The sequence below is a fragment of the Aeromonas enteropelogenes genome (genome assembly GCF_000819845.1).
In the GTDB taxonomy this organism is placed as follows: Bacteria; Pseudomonadota; Gammaproteobacteria; order Enterobacterales; family Aeromonadaceae; genus Aeromonas; species Aeromonas enteropelogenes.
Genome location: NZ_CDCG01000012.1, coordinates 1 through 17,542 on the forward strand (window position 1 = coordinate 1; position 17,542 = coordinate 17,542).

15 protein-coding genes are annotated in these 17,542 nt (G+C 62.5%); 8 read left to right on the plus strand and 7 right to left on the minus strand.

Annotation, left to right across the window (positions count from 1 at the left end):
* Positions 1-1,083, plus strand: a 1,083-nt coding sequence (locus BN1123_RS04360) for a M20 family metallopeptidase (protein WP_156130370.1), incomplete at its 5' end; no start/stop codon positions are given.
* Between the two features lie 77 nt (positions 1,084-1,160).
* Here BN1123_RS04360 and BN1123_RS04365 read toward each other — a convergent pair.
* From BN1123_RS04365 to asnS, 3 genes are all read right to left on the minus strand, one after another.
* Complete coding sequence (locus BN1123_RS04365; protein ID WP_042025566.1) at positions 1,161-1,817, minus strand: Dph6-related ATP pyrophosphatase; 657 nt, start codon at positions 1,815-1,817, stop codon at positions 1,161-1,163.
* Positions 1,818-1,942: 125 nt separating this feature from the next.
* Positions 1,943-3,286, minus strand: a complete 1,344-nt coding sequence (locus BN1123_RS04370) for an anaerobic C4-dicarboxylate transporter (protein WP_042025567.1) — start codon at positions 3,284-3,286, stop codon at positions 1,943-1,945.
* A 365-nt stretch (positions 3,287-3,651) separates the two neighbouring features.
* Entirely contained in the window at positions 3,652-5,052 is a 1,401-nt protein-coding gene (gene asnS / locus BN1123_RS04375; RefSeq protein WP_042025569.1) for an asparagine--tRNA ligase, read from the minus strand.
* Between the two features lie 188 nt (positions 5,053-5,240).
* On the opposite strand from asnS, the gene BN1123_RS04380 reads away from it, so the two are divergent.
* Positions 5,241-5,585, plus strand: coding sequence for a hypothetical protein (locus BN1123_RS04380; RefSeq protein ID WP_026457027.1), 345 nt, complete (start codon positions 5,241-5,243; stop codon positions 5,583-5,585).
* On the opposite strand, the gene BN1123_RS04385 is transcribed toward BN1123_RS04380, so the two are convergent.
* On the minus strand, positions 5,582-6,397 hold the full coding sequence (locus BN1123_RS04385) for a HAMP domain-containing protein (protein WP_042025570.1): 816 nt from the start codon (positions 6,395-6,397) through the stop codon (positions 5,582-5,584). The two genes, BN1123_RS04380 and BN1123_RS04385, sit on opposite strands and share 4 nt — an antisense overlap.
* 142 nt (positions 6,398-6,539) lie before the next feature.
* Entirely contained in the window at positions 6,540-7,814 is a 1,275-nt protein-coding gene (gene bioA / locus BN1123_RS04390) for an adenosylmethionine--8-amino-7-oxononanoate transaminase (protein WP_042025572.1), read from the minus strand.
* Between the two features lie 219 nt (positions 7,815-8,033).
* Here bioA and bioB point away from each other — a divergent pair, with 219 nt between their 5' ends.
* From bioB to htpX, 5 genes are all read left to right on the plus strand, one after another.
* Positions 8,034-9,131, plus strand: coding sequence for a biotin synthase BioB (gene bioB, locus BN1123_RS04395; protein WP_042025573.1), 1,098 nt, complete (start codon positions 8,034-8,036; stop codon positions 9,129-9,131).
* Positions 9,128-10,324, plus strand: a complete 1,197-nt coding sequence (gene bioF, locus BN1123_RS04400; protein WP_042025574.1) for an 8-amino-7-oxononanoate synthase — start codon at positions 9,128-9,130, stop codon at positions 10,322-10,324. Before bioB ends, bioF begins: the two co-directional genes overlap by 4 nt.
* On the plus strand, positions 10,317-11,138 hold the full coding sequence (gene bioC, locus BN1123_RS04405; RefSeq protein ID WP_042025575.1) for a malonyl-ACP O-methyltransferase BioC: 822 nt from the start codon (positions 10,317-10,319) through the stop codon (positions 11,136-11,138). The genes bioF and bioC overlap by 8 nt, the downstream gene beginning before the upstream one ends.
* 71 nt (positions 11,139-11,209) lie before the next feature.
* Positions 11,210-11,887, plus strand: coding sequence for a dethiobiotin synthase (gene bioD / locus BN1123_RS04410; protein WP_042025576.1), 678 nt, complete (start codon positions 11,210-11,212; stop codon positions 11,885-11,887).
* A 109-nt stretch (positions 11,888-11,996) separates the two neighbouring features.
* Positions 11,997-12,869: a protease HtpX gene (gene htpX, locus BN1123_RS04415; RefSeq protein ID WP_042025577.1), complete on the plus strand. Its 873-nt coding sequence runs from the start codon at positions 11,997-11,999 to the stop codon at positions 12,867-12,869.
* Between the two features lie 60 nt (positions 12,870-12,929).
* Here htpX and BN1123_RS04420 read toward each other — a convergent pair whose 3' ends face one another.
* Together BN1123_RS04420 and BN1123_RS04425 are read right to left on the minus strand one after the other, a co-directional pair.
* On the minus strand, positions 12,930-14,642 hold the full coding sequence (locus BN1123_RS04420) for a methyl-accepting chemotaxis protein (protein WP_042025578.1): 1,713 nt from the start codon (positions 14,640-14,642) through the stop codon (positions 12,930-12,932).
* A 229-nt stretch (positions 14,643-14,871) separates the two neighbouring features.
* Positions 14,872-16,680: an MOSC N-terminal beta barrel domain-containing protein gene (locus tag BN1123_RS04425; RefSeq protein WP_042025579.1), complete on the minus strand. Its 1,809-nt coding sequence runs from the start codon at positions 16,678-16,680 to the stop codon at positions 14,872-14,874.
* 363 nt (positions 16,681-17,043) lie between these two features.
* Here BN1123_RS04425 and BN1123_RS20735 point away from each other — a divergent pair.
* On the plus strand, positions 17,044-17,542 hold a 499-nt coding region (locus BN1123_RS20735), incomplete at its 3' end, for an NAD(P)-binding protein (protein ID WP_042025580.1).

Below are 17,542 nucleotides of genomic sequence, written 5' to 3' on the forward strand. Positions count from 1 at the left end.
CTCATCAACCTGGATTGCGGCACCCGCACCCCGGCCGGGGTGGCCAGGGTCGCCGACATCATGACCGAGAAATTCGAGTCCATCGGCTGGCAGGTGCGCCGTCACCAGTTCGCCGCCGAATGCGGCCCCTGTCTCGAGATCACCAATGCGCCGGGCGCCGATCACTACGATGTGATGCTGATTGGCCACATGGATACCGTCTTCCCCGAGGGGACGGCGGCCAAGCGGCCGCTGAAAATCGAGGGCAATCAGGCCTTTGGCCCCGGGGTATCGGACATGAAGAGCGGCTTGCTCTCCCTCTGGTATGCCCTCAAGGGGATGGACCCGGCGGTGTTGGCCAAGCTCAGGGTGCTGGTCTGCTGCAACTGCGATGAGGAGATTGGTTCCCCCTGGTCGAAAGCGTGGCTGGTGGAGAAGGCCCGCCAGAGCGCCTGCGTGCTGGTGGCCGAGGCGGCCCGCCCGAACGGGGATCTCATCAGCGCCCGCAAGGGCAATGCCAAGTACCGGATCACCTTCCATGGCAAGGCCTCCCACGCGGGTTCTGCATTGGCGGAAGGGATCTCGGCCATCACCGAGCTCGCCAACTGGGTGCTCGCCATCAACCAGCAGGTCAACATGGAGACGGGCACCACCATGAACGTCGGGGTGGTACAGGGGGGCACCGGGGTCAATGTGGTGCCGGATTATGCCGAGGCCATCGTCGACCTGCGTTTCTGGAGCAATGAAGAGGCGGCCGCCGTGCACGACAGGCTCGGCTTTATGGCCAAGAACCCCTTCCTGCCGGGTTGCCGGGTCGAGGTGGATCGCCAGACCTTCAAGCCGGCAATGCGCCCAAGTGGCGACACCCAGGCGCTAATGGCACTGGTGGAGGCGGCGGCCAAAGAGGAGGGGATCCCCTTCAACTGGCTGGAGGCGGGCGGCGGATCGGATGCCAACTTTACCGCCGCGGCCGGAGTGCCGTCTCTTGATGGCTTTGGCCCCATGGGCGGCGGTTTTCACTCCGAGGCCGAGTTTTTGCTGCTCGATAGCATAGCGCCGCGCATTCGCCTGCTGCAGCGGGTGCTGGGCAAGCTGGCCAAATAGTCCTGTGCAAGGACCATGAAAACGGGAGGCGGATGCCTCCCGTTTTTTATCCCTGCGATTGGCCAGAAGGGCGTGGCTCATGCCTCCTCTTCGGCCAGGTAGGCGAGGTTTCCCTCCTGCTCCACCTGCCAGCGAGCGAGTTGCACGGGGGCGCTGAACCCGGGGCCATCGGTCACCATGGTGTGAAACTCCCCCTGCTCGCCGCAGGCATCGAAGCCTTGGCTTGCCGCCAGCTGCTGCAACTCGGCGATGGTTTCGCCATCGAGCACCCGGCCGACCCAGTCGGGTGTCAGGAAGCGGGTATCGACGCAGGAGAGGTGGGCGACGATGCCGCATGCCCGCAGATCCGCCAGCAAATCGTCGCGGGATTGCTGCCAGAGCGGGGTATGAACCGTTATCCCGAGCGGGCGGCAGCGCTCGCGGATCCAGTTGCTGGCGCCCCCCACGCTGTCGATATCGCCGGTGACCACCCCATCGATGGCCCACTCCTGCCGTAGCTGGGCCAGCGCATCTTCATAGCCTAGCTCGAACGGTGCCTCGATGGTGACCAGCCGGTGGGGGAGCGCGAGGGCGGCCGCCTGGCGGCGAATCTGATGCAGTGGATGGGCGAGAAAGCGGGGCGAGGGCGGGGCAAAGGTCACCAGTGCCACCACCTGATGGCCCTGTTCACGGGCATGGCAGAGGGCCTGCATGGCATCTTTGCCGCCGCTCCAGAGCAGGATGACGCGAGACATGGGGTTCCATTTTTGTGAAAAAAGAGAGGAAGCATGCTACTAGGGCGTCGACTGCTTGGCAAAGCAGTACGGGCCCAAAATGACAAGCCCCCGATGACGGGGGCTTGCGGGATGGGAGTGTTCGGTTACAGCAGTATGCTGGTCAGGATATAGCCCAGGGTACAGGAGGTGATCACTCCGATAAGACCCGGAATGATGAAGCTGTGGTTGATGATGAACTTGCCGATGCGGGTGGTGCCGGAGCGGTCGAAACCGATACAGGCCAGATCGCTCGGATAGGTCGGTAGCACGAAGTAGCCGTAGCTCGCCGGCAGGAAGGCGATCAGCAGCTTGGGTTCGACACCCAGCGCCAGACCCATGGGGGCGATGGCGGTGAGGGCCGCGGCCTGGCTATTCACCAGCTTGGAGATGAGGAACAGCACCAGGGCGTAGGTCCAGGGCTGGGCCTGAACCACGTGGGCCAGGGTCTCCTTGAGCAGCGGCATGTGGGCCTGGAAGAAGGTTTCGCTCATCCAGGCAACCCCGAATACGGAGAAGATGGCGACCATGCCGGCTTTGAACACGGCACCGTTGGAGATCTCGCCCGGCTTGACCTTGCAGACCATCAGGATGAAGGCGCCGGCGATCAGCATCATCATCTGGATCACCAGGTTCATGGAGAGGGGACCAGTCTTCTCCTTGATGGTGAAGACGGGACGCAGACCCTCATAGGCACCCAGCATCACCACGGCGGCGATGGCGGCGAAGAAGATCCAGGTCGACCAGTAGGCCTGTTTCGGGAACTTGGTATTGAGCAGGGTTTCACCGCCGCCATAGATGAAGGCGCGCTGTTCCGGATCCTGGATCTTGGCCTGGAACTCCTCGTCCTTGTCCAGATCCTTGCCGCGACGCAGGCTCCAGAGGGCGGCGACGATGACGCCGGTCAGGGAGGAGGGAATGGCGACCATCAGGATGTCCAGCAGACCGTAGGCCTGGCCGATGCCGTGGGCCGCCGCCAGGATGGAGACCATGGAGACCACGGCCACCGAGACAGGCGAGGCGCAGATGGCCATCTGGGAGGCAACGGAAGCCACCGCCATCGGACGCTCGGGGCGGATGTTCTTCTGCAGTGCGATGTCGGCGATGATGGGGAACATGGTGTAGACCACGTGGCCGGTACCGCACAGGAAGGTGAGGGTCCAGGTGGTGAGCGGAGCCAGTATGGTGATGTATTGCGGGTGACGGCGCAGCAGGCGCTCTGCCACCTGCATCATCAGGTTGAGACCGCCGGCGGTCTGCAGGGTGGCGGCACAACCGATCACCGCCAGAATGGTCAGCATCACCTGTACCGGCGGCTCGCCCGGCACCAGACCGAACACGAAGGTCAGCAGGAACAGACCGATACCACTGATGAGACCGAGTCCCATGCCCCCAAAGCGGGTACCCAGCAGCAAACAGCCGAGTACTACCAAAAATTCCATCAAGATCATTCCATTACCTCGTGTAATTGAATCCATGCCTGAGTTGTGTCGGGCTCATGGATCTGAATAGCCCGTTTTTTATTTAGCCCTAAAGGGTTAGTCGGTATTTTGCCCGCCGGAAAAGGGCAAAAAATTGAGATACTTCAATAAGTCGACGTTTTCTGATTTAACGCCTTAAAAACCACGTATTAACTTAATTGTCATTTTGCCGTACCGGAGCAGGTACGTATGACACTTGTGGTCTGGCGGAAAGTGGATACATACCGTGCGGCCTTGCAAAACCCAAGAGCAGGATGGGGTCAGCGGTCGGGTAGGGGAGAAGCAGATAGCAAAAAGCCGACCCTGGGGTCGGCTTTGTCGGCAAAGGCCTGTAATCAGAACTCTGCGGTGCGCGGGGTACGCGGGAAGGGGATCACGTCGCGCACGTTGCCCATGCCGGTCACGTAGACCACCAGACGCTCGAAGCCCAGACCAAAGCCGGAGTGCGGCACGGTACCGTAGCGGCGCAGGTCGCGATACCACCAGTAGTCTTCCTTGTTCAGACCCATCTCGGCCAAGCGGGCATCCAGCACGTCCAGACGCTCTTCACGCTGGGAGCCACCGATGATCTCGCCGATGCCCGGGGCCAGTACGTCCATGGCGGCAACTGTCTTGCCGTCGTCGTTGAGACGCATGTAGAAGGCCTTGATGTCTTTCGGGTAGTTCTTCACCACCACCGGAGACTTGAAGTGCTCCTCGGCTAGATAGCGCTCGTGCTCGGAGGAGAGATCGATACCCCAGGAGACCGGGAACTCGAACTTCTTGCCGCAGTTTTTCAGCACTTCGATGGCGTCGGTGTAGTCAATCTGGGCGAAGTCGGAGGCAACGAAGCGCTCCAGACGGCCGATGGCGTCCTTGTCAACGTGCTGGGCGAAGAACTCCAGATCGTCGCGGCGCTCGGTCAGCACGGCGTTGAAGACATACTTCAGCATGGCTTCGGCCAGGGCGGCGTTATCTTCCAGATCGTTGAACGCCACTTCCGGCTCGACCATCCAGAACTCGGCCAGGTGACGGCTGGTGTTGGAGTTTTCGGCGCGGAAAGTCGGCCCGAAGGTGTACACCTTGGAGAGGGCGCAGGCATAGGTTTCGGCGTTCAGCTGGCCGGATACGGTCAGGAAGGCCTCTTTGCCGAAGAAATCTTCGTTGTAGTCAACCTTGCCGGCGTCGGTACGCGGCAGGTTTTCCAGATCCAGGGTGGAGACGCGGAACATCTCGCCGGCACCTTCGGTGTCGGAGGCGGTGATGAGTGGCGTGGCAACCCAGATGAAGCCTTGCTCGTGGAAAAAGCGGTGGATGGCCTGTGCCAGGCTGTTGCGCACCCGGGTCACGGCGCCAACGATGTTGGTGCGCGGACGCAGGTGGGCCTGCTCGCGCAGGTACTCGATGCTGTGGCGCTTGGCGGCCATCGGGTAGGTGTCCGGGTCTTCGACCCAGCCGACCACCTTGACGTCGGTGGCCTGCAGCTCGAACGCCTGGCCGCTGCCCTGGGATTCGGCAACGACGCCGGTCACTTCCACGGAGCAGGCGGTGGTCAGACGCAGCACTTCATTCTCGTAATTGGCCAGGGTATTGGGGACGACGGCCTGTACCGGATGGAAACAGGAGCCATCGGAAATGGCCAAAAATGAGATCCCCGCCTTGGAATCACGGCGAGTCCGGATCCACCCTCGTACAGTCAGGGTGGTGCCAACCGCATGTTTACCGGTCAGCACATCTACTACGGATGCGTGCGTCATCGAAATATTGTCTCCAGCTTGTTCTTGCAGCGCTATGGGTCTGGCCCGGGCATTCAAGGGCCCATCATGGCAGACTAAGCCGTTAATCTTACCCGTGCAGGTTTGATAAACAAGCAAAAATGTCGGACTCTGCTGGGGTTTGCGGCATGTTTTGCGCGAGACGAGAGTCATCAACGCAGGAGAGGCGGGTGAAAGAGCGACGACGTGGACCGGATTGGCTGACCAGGGTATTGCGAGGGCTGGTGCTGCTCTGCTGGGGCGGCTTTATCGTGCTGCTCTCCCTCTATCACTATGCTCGCCCCGAGATAGCCTACGGCTTTTTGGTCTATGGCGGCATTGAAGTGCGAAACTACTGGGAGCCGGCGTTGACCCCCTGGCTGGTGTACGGATTGTGGGGATGTTGCGCCCTCACCCTGGGGGTCTTGCTGCTGGAGCGCAAGCGCAGCCGGCGCCGGGACGATGCCCGCCATATCAATCTGGCCATCCTGCTGCTGATTTTGCTGGCCAGCCTGCTTTTTTATTACGTCGGTTAGCCCGCAGCCCGCTCGTTCTCTTCGTCCGGCTTCTTGGGACGCTTGCCCAGCTGGCGCTCCACGCTGTCGAGCATCTGGTTGTAGGCGAGCGCTACCCGGCCAATCTCGTCGCCGTCGTCCCCCTCCAGGCGGTGGCCGAAGTCGTGCAGATCGGTGGCCTCCTCCATGGAGCGGGTCAGCTGGTTGAGGGGGCGAACGATCCAGGTGCGAATGACCCAGAGGGTGAGCAAGAGCCCCAGGCCGAAGATGACGGTGAGGCTCAGCGCCGAGGTGAGGATGTTCTGCTCGACCCGGGTAAAGAGGGAGTCGAGGGAGTAGTCAAAGCGCACCGCTCCCAGCACGCTGTTTTCCGCCACCTGGTGGCAACTGGTGCAGTCGGTGCCGCGAAAATCCTTTCTGGCCAGCAGCGGCTGGGTCACCACCAGCCGGCTGTGCATGCCGTCGTGCACCACCTCCAGACTGCCTTTCCCCGCCAGTGCCAGCTCATCGAACCTGTCTTTGGGCTGCTCGCTCTCGAAGCCGGGACCATACTGCTTGCTCACTCCCTCACCGCGCACGATGCGGGCATCTTCCACATGGGCGTGCTCCAGAAACTTGGTGCGCAGGGTATCGCGGGCATCCATCTTGCCGGTCAGCATCAGCATGTTGAGGCCGTCGAAATAGGCTTCGGTTTGCTCGCGGCTCTGCTCCTTGATCAGGGTCAGGATGAGGTCGCGCTCCCGTACCGCCTGATAGGCCGCGGAAAAGACCAGCACCATGGAGAAGATGAACAGCAGGAAGAAGTTGATTTTGGCAGCAATGGAGAGGCGCATGGAGAGTCGATCTGTATGGTAAAACCGCTACAGTCTACCCTCCCGTGCGCCTCAGGTCTGGTGTTTTGCTCACATTCTGGCTAATGGACCCAGATTAAGTTGCCATTGCAATGCAACAAATGGCGATGCTCGTCCGTCAGCCTCAATACTCACCCTGATGGATGGCCTCATGAATGGCGCGGGTCAGCACGCCGAGCTCTTCAGGGGTGATGACAAATGGCGGCATCAAGTAGATGAGCTTGCCAAAGGGGCGGATCCAGGCCCCAAGCGACACGAACTTGCGCTGGATGCGCGCCACGTCCACCCGCTCCTTCATCTCCACCACGCCGATGGCGCCGAGTACCCGCACGTCGGCAACCGCCGGGTGCAGGGTCAGCTCGACCAGTTCGGTGCGCAGTTGGTGCTCGATGGCGCGCACTCGCTCCTGCCAAGGCGAGGCCAGCAGCAGCTCGATGGAGGCATTGGCGACCGCACACGCTAATGGATTGCCCATAAAGGTGGGGCCGTGCATAAAGACCCCCGCTTTCCCGTCGCAGATGGTGCGGGCGACATGTTCGGTGGTCAGGGTCGCCGACAGGGTCAGGTAGCCCCCGGTGAGCGCCTTGCCCAGACACATGATGTCGGGGCTGATGCCGGCCCAGTCGCAGGCAAACAGTTGGCCGGTGCGGCCAAAGCCGGTGGCAATCTCGTCGGCAATCAAGAGCACGCCGAACTCGTCGCACAGGGCGCGCACCCACTGCAGATAGCGCGGGTGGTAGAAGCGCATGCCACCCGCCCCCTGCACTATGGGTTCGAGCACGATGGCGGCGATTTCCTCATGGGTGTCTGCCATAAGCGTCGCCAGCTCCACCACGCACTGCTCGTCCCACTCGGCGTGAAAGCGGCAACTCGGCGCTTCGACAAAATAATGTTCGGGCAGGAAGCCCTGATAGAGCTCGTGCATGCCGCCATCCGGATCGCAGACGCTCATGGCGCCGAAGGTGTCGCCGTGATAGCCGCCGCGCAGGGCAACGAATTTGGTGCGAGGAGTCCCTTTGGCGTGCCAGTACTGCTGCGCCATCTTGAGCGCCACTTCCACTGCCACCGAGCCGGAATCTGCCAGAAAGACCCGATCCAGCCCGGCCGGAGTGATCGCCACCAGCTTGCGACAGAGCTCCACCGCCGGGGCATGGGTCAGGCCGCCAAACATCACGTGGGGCATCTTGCCGAGCTGGGCAGTGGCAGCGGCATCGAGCTCAGGCACCTGATAGCCGTGCACGCAGGCCCACCAGGAGCTCATGCCATCCACCAGCTTGCGCCCGTCGCTGAGGGTAAGGGTCACTCCCCTGGCACTGGCCACTTCATAGCAGGGCAGGGGATGGGTGAGGGAGGTATAGGGGTGCCAGACGTGGTGTAGGTCGAATTCTTGATTGGTCATTTGTTGTTCTGTTGTCAATTTGTTGGATCTGGTCGGTGTTGACAGTCTACGCCTGCTCTCTACACTAGCCAACAATTTCAGCCACTTGGCCATGCGCGCATCCCTGTTCGCCCGGGCCAGGTGGCGGGTTTTGCGCTTCTCTCTTGCAAGGAGCTTTTGCAAAGAGTTCTTGCAAGCAAGGCGGCGCAGGATCCCACCAATAACAACCGGAAGCCATGTATGAATGCTGTCACTGCGGGCGCTCACGCCCTTCGTCACGACTGGACCCTTGCCGAGGTTCAGGCCCTGTTTACCCTGCCGTTCAACGACCTGCTGTTTCGGGCTCAGACGGTGCACCGCGCCCATTTCGATCCGAACGAGGTGCAGGTGAGTACCCTGCTCTCCATCAAGACCGGTGCCTGCCCGGAGGATTGCAAGTACTGCCCCCAGAGCGCCCGCTATCACACCGGCCTTGAGGCCGAGCGGCTGATGGAGGTGGAGAAGGTGCTGGAGCGGGCCCGCGAAGCCAAGGCCAACGGCTCGTCTCGCTTCTGCATGGGGGCCGCCTGGCGCAACCCCAAAGAGAAGGACATGCCCTATATCCTGCGGATGATCGAGGAGGTGCGCGGGCTCGGCATGGAGACCTGCATGACGCTAGGCATGCTCACCGCTGATCAGGCGGCGCGCCTCGGCGCCGCCGGCCTTGACTACTACAACCACAACCTCGATACCTCGCCGGAGTTCTACGGCGACATCATCACCACCCGCACCTATCAGGACCGGCTCGATACTCTGGAGCATGTGCGCGGCGCCGGCATGAAGGTCTGCTCCGGCGGCATCGTCGGCATGGGGGAGCAGGCGAAAGATCGGGCGGGCCTCTTGATGGCGCTCGCCAATCTGCCGCGCCACCCGGAGAGCGTGCCCATCAACATGCTGGTCAAGGTGAAGGGGACGCCGCTGGAGAACCAGGAGAACCTAGATCCGTTCGAATTTATCCGTACCATCGCCGTGGCGCGCATCATGATGCCGGCCTCCCACGTGCGCCTCTCCGCCGGGCGGGAGAAGATGAACGAGCAGATGCAGGCCATGTGCTTTATGGCGGGGGCCAACTCCATCTTCTACGGCTGCAAGCTGCTGACCACCCCCAACCCGGACGAAAACAGCGACATGCAGCTGTTCAAGCGCCTCGGCATTCGCCCCGCCCAGCGGGCCCAGAAGCCGGATCAAGTTCAAGAAGAGGAGCTGCTGGCGGAGGTGAGTCGCCAGAGCGAGCCAAGGGCGCTCTTCTATGACGCCACCAAAACGAAGACCTACAGTGCCAGCGGCGTTCGCTCATGAACGCCCCCGTTGTAAATAGCCCCTTTGCGCTGGGAGAGGCGCTGGCAGCGCGTGAGCAGGCCGCCCTGCTGCGCAGCCGCGTTGCCACAAACGAGGCGGGCGGCGGGCGACTCAGGGTGGCGGGGCGAAAGTACCTCAACTTCTCCGCCAACGACTATCTGGGGCTTGCCGATCACCCCGCCATCAAGGCTGCCTTCAAAGAGGGCATCGAGCGTTATGGCGCGGGCGCGGGCGCCTCGCCGCTGGTGACCGGCTACAGCCGCGCTCATCAGCAGCTGGAAGAGACGCTGGCCGACTGGCTCGGGCTGGAGGCGGTACTGCTCTTTAACTGCGGCTTTTCCGCCAATCAGGCGGTGCTGAAAGCCTTGCTCGGCAAGGATCATTTGCTGTGGCAAGACAGGCTAAACCACGCCTCCCTGCAGGAGATGGGCAGCCAGCTTCCCTGCAGGATGAAGCGCTTTGGCCACAACGATATGGCGGCCCTTGAACGTCAACTTGAGCCAAACCGCGGGCTCATCGTCTCGGAGGGGGTGTTCAGCATGGACGGGGATCAGGGCCCCTGGGGTGAGCTCGCAGCCCTGGCCGCCCGAAGCGGCAACTGGCTGATGATTGACGACGCTCACGGCCTCGGCGTGCTGGGATCCGAGGGGCGTGGCACTCTGGCGGCCCAGGGGGTGGAGCCTGCCCGAGTGCACATCCAGATGGGGACCTTCGGTAAGGCGCTCGGGGTGGCCGGCGCGTTTGTCGGCGGCAGCCGCGAGCTGGTGGAGTATCTGGTGAACTTCGCTCGCCACTATGTCTACAGCACCCATATGCCGGCTGCCCAGGCCTGCGCCGTGAGCCAGAGCATCGAGCTGGTGCGCGGGGCCGACGAGTCCCGTACCCGGCTTGCTCGCCTTATCGCCCGCTTTCGGCAAGGAGCGCAGGCATTGGGTTGGCAGCTTGGCGCGAGCAATACTCCCATCCAGCCGCTGCTGGTGGGGGAGAGCAGTGCCGCCCTGCAACTGGCCGAGCGGCTGCGAGGATGCGACGTCTGGGTCGGCGCCATCCGTCCGCCCACTGTGCCGGTCGGTACGGCGCGTCTTCGCATCACCTTGAGCGCCGCTCACAGGGATGAGGATATCGATCGGCTGCTTGATGCCCTCGGCCCTTGCCCCTTTGTCTACAGCGCGGGAGGCACCCAGGATGCATGAGCGTTTTCAGTCGGTCGACAAGGCCCGCCTCGCCCGCCGCTTCGGCGCCGCCGCCCGACACTACGACGCCCACGCCCGCTTTCAGCAGGAAGTGGGGCAGGCGCTGCTGGGGTTGATGTCGCAGGGGCCGACCAGTCTGGTTGGCTGTGATGTGGCCCGCGCCGGGCTGGATCTCGGCTGCGGCACCGGATATTTTCTGCCCGCACTCGCCGATCGCTGTCAGAGCCTGGTGGGGCTGGATCTCGCCCCCGGCATGCTGGCCCGGGCCGCGGAGCGCGGCAGCGGCGCTCGCCTGGTGTGCGGCGATGCCGAGCAGTTGCCCTTTGCCGACAACGCCTTTGACTGGGTATTTTCCAGTCTGGCCCTGCAGTGGTGCGAGCGGCCGGCCCAGGCCTTTGGCGAGCTGATGCGGGTGCTCAGACCCGGTGGCCAGCTCTTTTTCTCCACCTTGCTGGACGAGTCGCTCTGGCAACTGCGCACCGCCTGGCAACAGGTGGACGGCCGTGCCCATGTCAATCGCTTCCTCAGCCTGCCACAATTGGAGCAGGCGCTGGCGACTGCCGGGGTCACCGCTCCCCGCTTGCAGTGCCAGACCTGGGATCTTGCCTATCTTGACGTGACGCAGCTGCTGCGCGATCTCAAGGGGATAGGCGCCAATGAGGTCAACGACAACCAGGCCAACAGCGGCGTGGGTCTGAGCGGCCGTGCCCGCTTGCAGCGTCTTGGCCAGGCCTACGAGGCCTTTCGCCAGCCGGATGGCCGGCTGGTCGCCAGCTATCGGGTCTGTCTTGGCCGGATCGGCAAACCGGTCTGACGCGAAGCGGATGTTGGAATTGCGGCGTGGCAAGGGCAGTGAGCTCGCTGTCATGCCAGGGAGAGAAGAAGATGAAATCATTTTTTATTACCGGCACCGATACCGACGTGGGCAAGACCCTGGTGGCCCGCACCCTGCTTAGGGAGTTCAGTGTCCAGGGGATCCGCTGCGCAGGCTACAAGCCGGTGTCGGCAGGCTGTGCCCGCACTTCGGATGGACTACGCAACTTGGATGCCGTGCTGCTGCAGGAGGCGGCGAGCCTTGCGCTGCCTTACGATCTGGTCAATCCGTTTGCCTATGAGCCCCCCATCGCCCCCCATATCGCCGCCAGCGAAGTGCGCCAGCCCATCGACATGCAGGGGATCAGCGAGGGGCTGCGCAAGATTGAGCAGGCCGGGGCCGAGCTGACCGTGGTGGAAGGGGCGGGTGGCTGGTATCTGCCGCTGGATCGCCAGCATCTGATGTCGGACTGGGTGAAGCAGGAGAACATGGCGGTGATCATGGTGGTGGGGGCCAAGCTGGGCTGTCTCAACCATGCGCTGCTCACTTTTGCCGCCATTCGCAACGACAACTTGCCGGTGGCGGGCTGGGTTATCAACCGGCTGCATGGCGCCATGAGCCACTATCAGGAAAATCTGGACACCTTGAGAGGCTTGATACCTGCTCCGTTTTTGGGTGAAATTCCCTTTGTAAACAATCCACTTGAAGCGAATTTGCAGGGACGGCTGGATATCTCCCCACTGCTGTGACGACACATTCAGCGAACATTCATCGAATTTTCCTAGAATGTGGGCATTAACATGGGCAGGAGAGATCCGTTTTCCCCGTCCGTGTCCCTTATTTTCACAAGGAGTCTATATGAAGCGAATAATGCTATTCCTGGTGACCAACCTGGCCGTCATGCTGGTGCTGGGGGTGGTACTCAACATCCTGTTCTCGGTTCTGGGGATCAACAAGTCCAGTATTTCCGGTCTGTTGGTATTCTGTGCCGTGTTCGGTTTTGGGGGCTCCTTCATCTCCTTGCTGATGTCCAAGTGGATGGCCAAGCGCAGCTATGGCGTCCAGGTCATCGAACAGCCCCGCAACGAGACCGAGCACTGGCTGGTGAGCACTGTGGCCCGTCAGGCCCGTGAAGCCGGCATCAAGATGCCGGAAGTGGGTATCTACGACTCCCCCGAGATGAACGCGTTCGCCACCGGTGCCCGTCGTGACGACTCGCTTGTCGCTGTTTCGTCCGGCTTGCTCTACAGCATGAGCCGCGATGAGGCGGAAGCCGTGCTGGCCCACGAGGTGAGCCACGTAGCCAACGGCGACATGGTGACCCTGACCCTGATCCAGGGGGTGGTGAACACCTTCGTGATGTTCTTCGCCCGCATCGTGGCCGGCGTCATCAGCAACTTCTTCAGCTCCAACAACGAGGAAGAGAGCAGCAGCACCGGCGGTTTTGCCTACATGATCACCGTATTCGTGCTGGAGATGGTGTTCGGCGTGCTGGCCTCCATGATCGTCATGTGGTTCAGCCGTCAGCGTGAGTTCCGCGCCGATGCCGGCGCCGCCAAACTGGCCGGCCGTGACAAGATGATCGCCGCCCTCGAGCGCCTCTCCCGCGGTGCCGAGCCGCAGATGGAAGGCGCCATGATGGCCTTCGGCATCAACGGCAAGCGCTCCATGAGCGAGCTGTTCATGAGCCACCCGCCCATCGAGCAGCGCATCGCCGCCCTGCGCGGTTAAGCGACCCTGCCATGAAAAACGGCTGCCCTCGGGCAGCCGTTTTGCTTTTAGGCCCCGGGCTCAGAGCTTGAAGTGGGCCATCTCCTGGCGCAGCAGCCGTGACAGCTGCTTGAGCTTGGCCGCCTCCTGGGAGACGTGGCGCGCCGCCTCGCCCGACTGTTCGGAGAGGGAGGTGATATTGCCCACGGTGGAGACCACCTCGTTGGCGGCGGTGGATTGCTCGCGCAGGGTGTGGCTGATCTCCCCCATCAGGCCCGTCAGGTTGGCGGCGTGGCTCTGGATGCTGGCGATGGCCTCGCCGGTCTGGTTGGCCAGGCTCACCCCGCGCGAGACGTTGTTGACCGTGAGCTCCATGCTGCGGATGGAGGTGTCCGCCCCGCTCTGGATCTTGCCTATCATGCCGGTGATCTGCTGGGTCGAGGCCGCCGAGCGGCTGGCGAGGTTGCGCACCTCGTCGGCCACCACGGCAAAGCCGCGCCCCTGCTCCCCGGCCCGGGCCGCCTCGATGGCGGCGTTGAGGGCCAGCAGGTTGGTCTGATCGGCGATGCCGCGGATCACCTCGATGATGTCGGAGATCTGCTGGGTATGGTTGTTGAGGTCGGCAAGACTGCTGGCGGCATCCCCCACCGTGCTCGAGATGTTCTCTATGCTGTCCAGGGTCTGCTTGATGACGCCGGCGCCCTGTTCCAGGGTATCGGCGGAGACCTTGCTCAGCTCGTCGGCGTGGGTGGCGTTGTCGGAGAGGTGGCTGATGCTCACCACCAGCTCTTCGATGGCGGCCGCCATGGTCTGGGTGCTGCTCTGCTGGGAGGTGGCGAAGTGGGCCGTCTGCTCGGCAATCTGGGCAATGCTGTCGGCCGACTCCGACAGCTCGCCGCTGGAGTGGGAGACCTGGGCAATGATCCCCTTGAGGGTGGTCTGCATGCCGGCCAGCAGCGCGATCAGGCTATCTTTGGCCCCGCTAGGTACCTTGATCGGGCGAGAGAAATCCCCCTGTGCCAGGTTGTTCAGCTCGCTTCTGAGCTGATCGACCGAGGTGCCGACCAGATCGAGCAGCGCCTTGTAGGTTCGCCACAGGAAGAACATCAACACCAGACCCAGGGCGATGAAGAGGTAGCGCAGCATGGTCGCGAGGCTTGCCGCGTCATCCACCGCCTGCTGGGTGCGGGTCTCCATCAAGACGTAGAAGTCGTCGATGGGAGACATGATGCGCCCCTTGTTCTGGTGATAGGCCTTGTCATGCATCATGGCGATCGCCTGTTGCTGGTTGGCGGCCAGATCCCCATCCTGTTGCTGCACCAGCTTGAAGGCGGCCACCTCTGTGTTGACCAGGGCATCGGAGTTGTTCTTGGCCTCGTTGAGTTTGGCCATCTCCTCTTCGGTAAAGCCGGTGTCCTTCATCAGATCGATGAGGCTGCGGCGCAGGCCGCTGTCGGGTCGCGGGTTCTGGCCCGTGGCGGCGACAAAATCCCAATAGATGCGGTTGTAGCCTTGCGGCCGGTTCTGCTCCCCGTTGCGAATGGCCAGGATCCGCATGTACTGCTGTTCGTAGGCGGGATCCTTGGTGATCACATAGGTGCGGGCCAGCCTGGTCAGATCGTCGGAGGATTGCCTCAGCTCGTCGGCCAGCAGATAGGATTGGTAGCGTTGTTGATAGTTGTGTTCGAGCCTGCTTTCCGACCAGCTGTAGGCAAAAAATACCAGTGACAGCAGGATCAGGGTGACAACCGACAGCAGCAGGTTGAGCTGAAAGGCGGGTCTGTTTTGTTCCATGGTTTGAGCGTTCCTTATTCGCGCCAAAGATACCCCCTTGGGCAGACGGCAGAACCCGCTGTCTTGATGGGGTTTTATTTTTGTTGTGAGTATAGGTGGCTGGTCGGACGGAGCAGGGCGCAGGCCAAGAAAAGCGATGTGACACCGGGAGAGAGATTACGAAGCAGGGAGATAAAGAGGGAACGCAAGCGGAACAAGGTGGCCGGGCGCCAGGCTCCCGGCCTTTTGATTAACGGGGGCCGATCACCAGATCGGTGAGCGGCACGGCGCAGCAGGTGAGGATCTTGCCTTCGGCCCGCTCGGCGGCCGTGATGGCGGGGGCATCCGGGTGCTCCACCTCGCCTTCAAGCAGGGTCTGCTTGCAGCTGCCGCAGATCCCTGCGCGGCAGCTCCAGGGCAGCTCCACTCCCTGCTTGTGGGCCTGATCCAGCACGGTTCCCTGATTGTTGCCGGCAAAGGCGCGCTCGCCGATGCGCAGCTGCACCGCCTGATGGGGACGAGCGACCGAGAGAATGGCGCCACCAAAGCTCTCCTGCTGGATGCGTTCGGCGGCAACGCCCAACCCCAGCAGGCGAGCCGTGGCATCGGCCATAAAGCCGTGGGGACCGCAGACAAACACTTCGCGTCCTGCCAGATCTTTCACCTGTTTGAGGTGTTCATCGGCAAGCCGTCCCTTGAGCCCCTGCCAGTGCTCATCGGGCTGGCTCAGGATCAGGGTGAGGGTCATCCCCTGGCGCGCCATGGCGTGCAACTCGTGGATGGCCGGAATGTCCGCCTCGCTGCGGCACAGGTGCATAAAGTGAACATCCCCGAGCTCTGCGCGCAAGCCTAAGGTACGGGCGATGGAGAGCATGGGGGTCACCCCCGAACCTGCCGAGAGCAACAGCAAGGATCGTCCTGCCCCCAGGTGAAATTCCCCGGCCGGGTCGCTTGCCAGCAGACGGTCACCCACCTGCAACTGCTGGTGCAGCCAGTGGGAGATGCGGCCATCGGCCACCTTTTTGACGCTGATGCTGTAACGCTCCGGCTGATCCGGGCTGGCGCTCAGGGTATAGCGGCGTTGAATGCGCTCGTTTTTGATATCCAGGCTGATGGGCAGGTGCTGGCCCGGCAGATAATCCGGTAGGGGCTCGCCGTCGGCTGCCTCGAACCAGAAGGTCTCCAGATCCCGGGCCAGGGGCTCGCGGGCCACGCACACCAGTTCGCGCTTTTTCGGGGCCGCGTTGGGATAGACGGGGGGGCGGGCGGTCTCCAGCACCTCTATCTCACTGCCCGCCTCGATCCACCCCTCGTTCAGGGCTACCAGATTCTGGCCGAAATAGACTTCCCCATCCTCGCCCCGGCGGTAGCGGGTGAGGGTAGCCAGCGGCTCTTTCAGGGCATTGAAGCGATCCGTGCCCGGCTCCACCGTGGTCATGATGCAGCGACTGCACGGCTTGGCCACCAGAAACTCCACCTCGCCGATGCGGATCCGCTTCCAGCCGTCTTCCTCGAAGGGGCGAGTGCCGCTCGCCACCAGATTGGTGCGAAACTGGCTCATCTGGTGCAGGGCATCGGATCTCAGGTTGAGATCCTCAAGCGAACCCTGGCTGATAAGCAGCAGGGGGTAGCCGTCGGCAAAGCTGACCCGGGTGCCTGTCTTCTCCCGAAAGCGGGCAGACTCTTCGCCAAGCCAGAGCAGCTGCACCCTTTCCCCTGCCACCCGGCTTAACCATGCATCGGCCCAGGCGTGGGTGTGCAGGGCATTGAAGTTGTCCTTCCAGACGCCGGTGGCCTGCGGGGTCAGGCTGAACTCGGTCTCCAGCAGGGTGAGCGGCTCGAACCCCGGATAGCGCAGCAGCAGGCCGCCATCAATGGGGGTGGCCTGCACTTGTTGCAGCTGGGGGTGAGTGCGTGCGGTGATGAAGGTGCCATCGGGCTTTACCACCATGTAGCGGCGATCCCCCAGCAGACCCTCCTCGGTGACCCGGGCGCGGGTCAGCGCCATGCCTGCCGTCGATTTGACGGGATAGAGATGAATGCTGTCGAGGGTTGGCATGTCCGGCTCCTTGTGACGTGGCTGCGTTGCCCGGGAAGAGGGCAACATAACGGTTTATGGCGTGAGCGGCAATTGCGGCAGGTTGCGGATTTTGGGGCTGGCGATGGCAGGCCGCAGACGCGTTCACGATGACGACCCGTTTGCATGGGTGCTACATGGGTCACAATTCGGACGCGATTGCCCATAAAATGCAACATTTTTTGATCCCGATCGGCCAAGGCGTACAAAAAACAGTCCACTATCGGGTCAGCTTCCAGTTTCTGACGCTTTCGCTTCTTCCCCTTCCGGCCACCGTCTGCCCAGGCTACACGGTATCAAGCGCATTCGGATGGGGCCTGTCCCACAACAAGAAGAAAGCAATGTATGAGCAAACAACTGGATATGACCCCATTGCCGGATCTCTCCCTGAAAACGGGAACAGGCCCGGTGCGTACCCGGCTACCCGTTTGGCGGCCGGCCCTGCCACCCTGCAATCACGCCTGCCCGGCCGGTGAAAACATTCAAGCCTGGCTCTCCCTGGCCCAGGCCGGGCGCTTTGAAGCGGCCTGGCAGACCCTGATCGAAGAAAATCCTCTGCCTGCCGTCCACGGCCGGGTCTGTTATCACCCCTGCGAGGGCGCCTGCAACCGCGCCCGGGTGGATGAAGCCGTCTCCATTCACGCCATCGAACGCTTTCTCGGTGACGAGGCGCTGGCCCGGGGCTGGCAGCCGGCGCCCCCCGCGCCCGCCAGCGGCAAGAAGGTGCTGATCATAGGGGCGGGTCCCTCAGGGCTATCTTGTGCTTGGCACCTCAACCGGCTCGGTCATCAAGTGGAGATCCGCGAGGCGGGCCCGCTCGCCGGCGGCATGCTGCGCTTTGGCA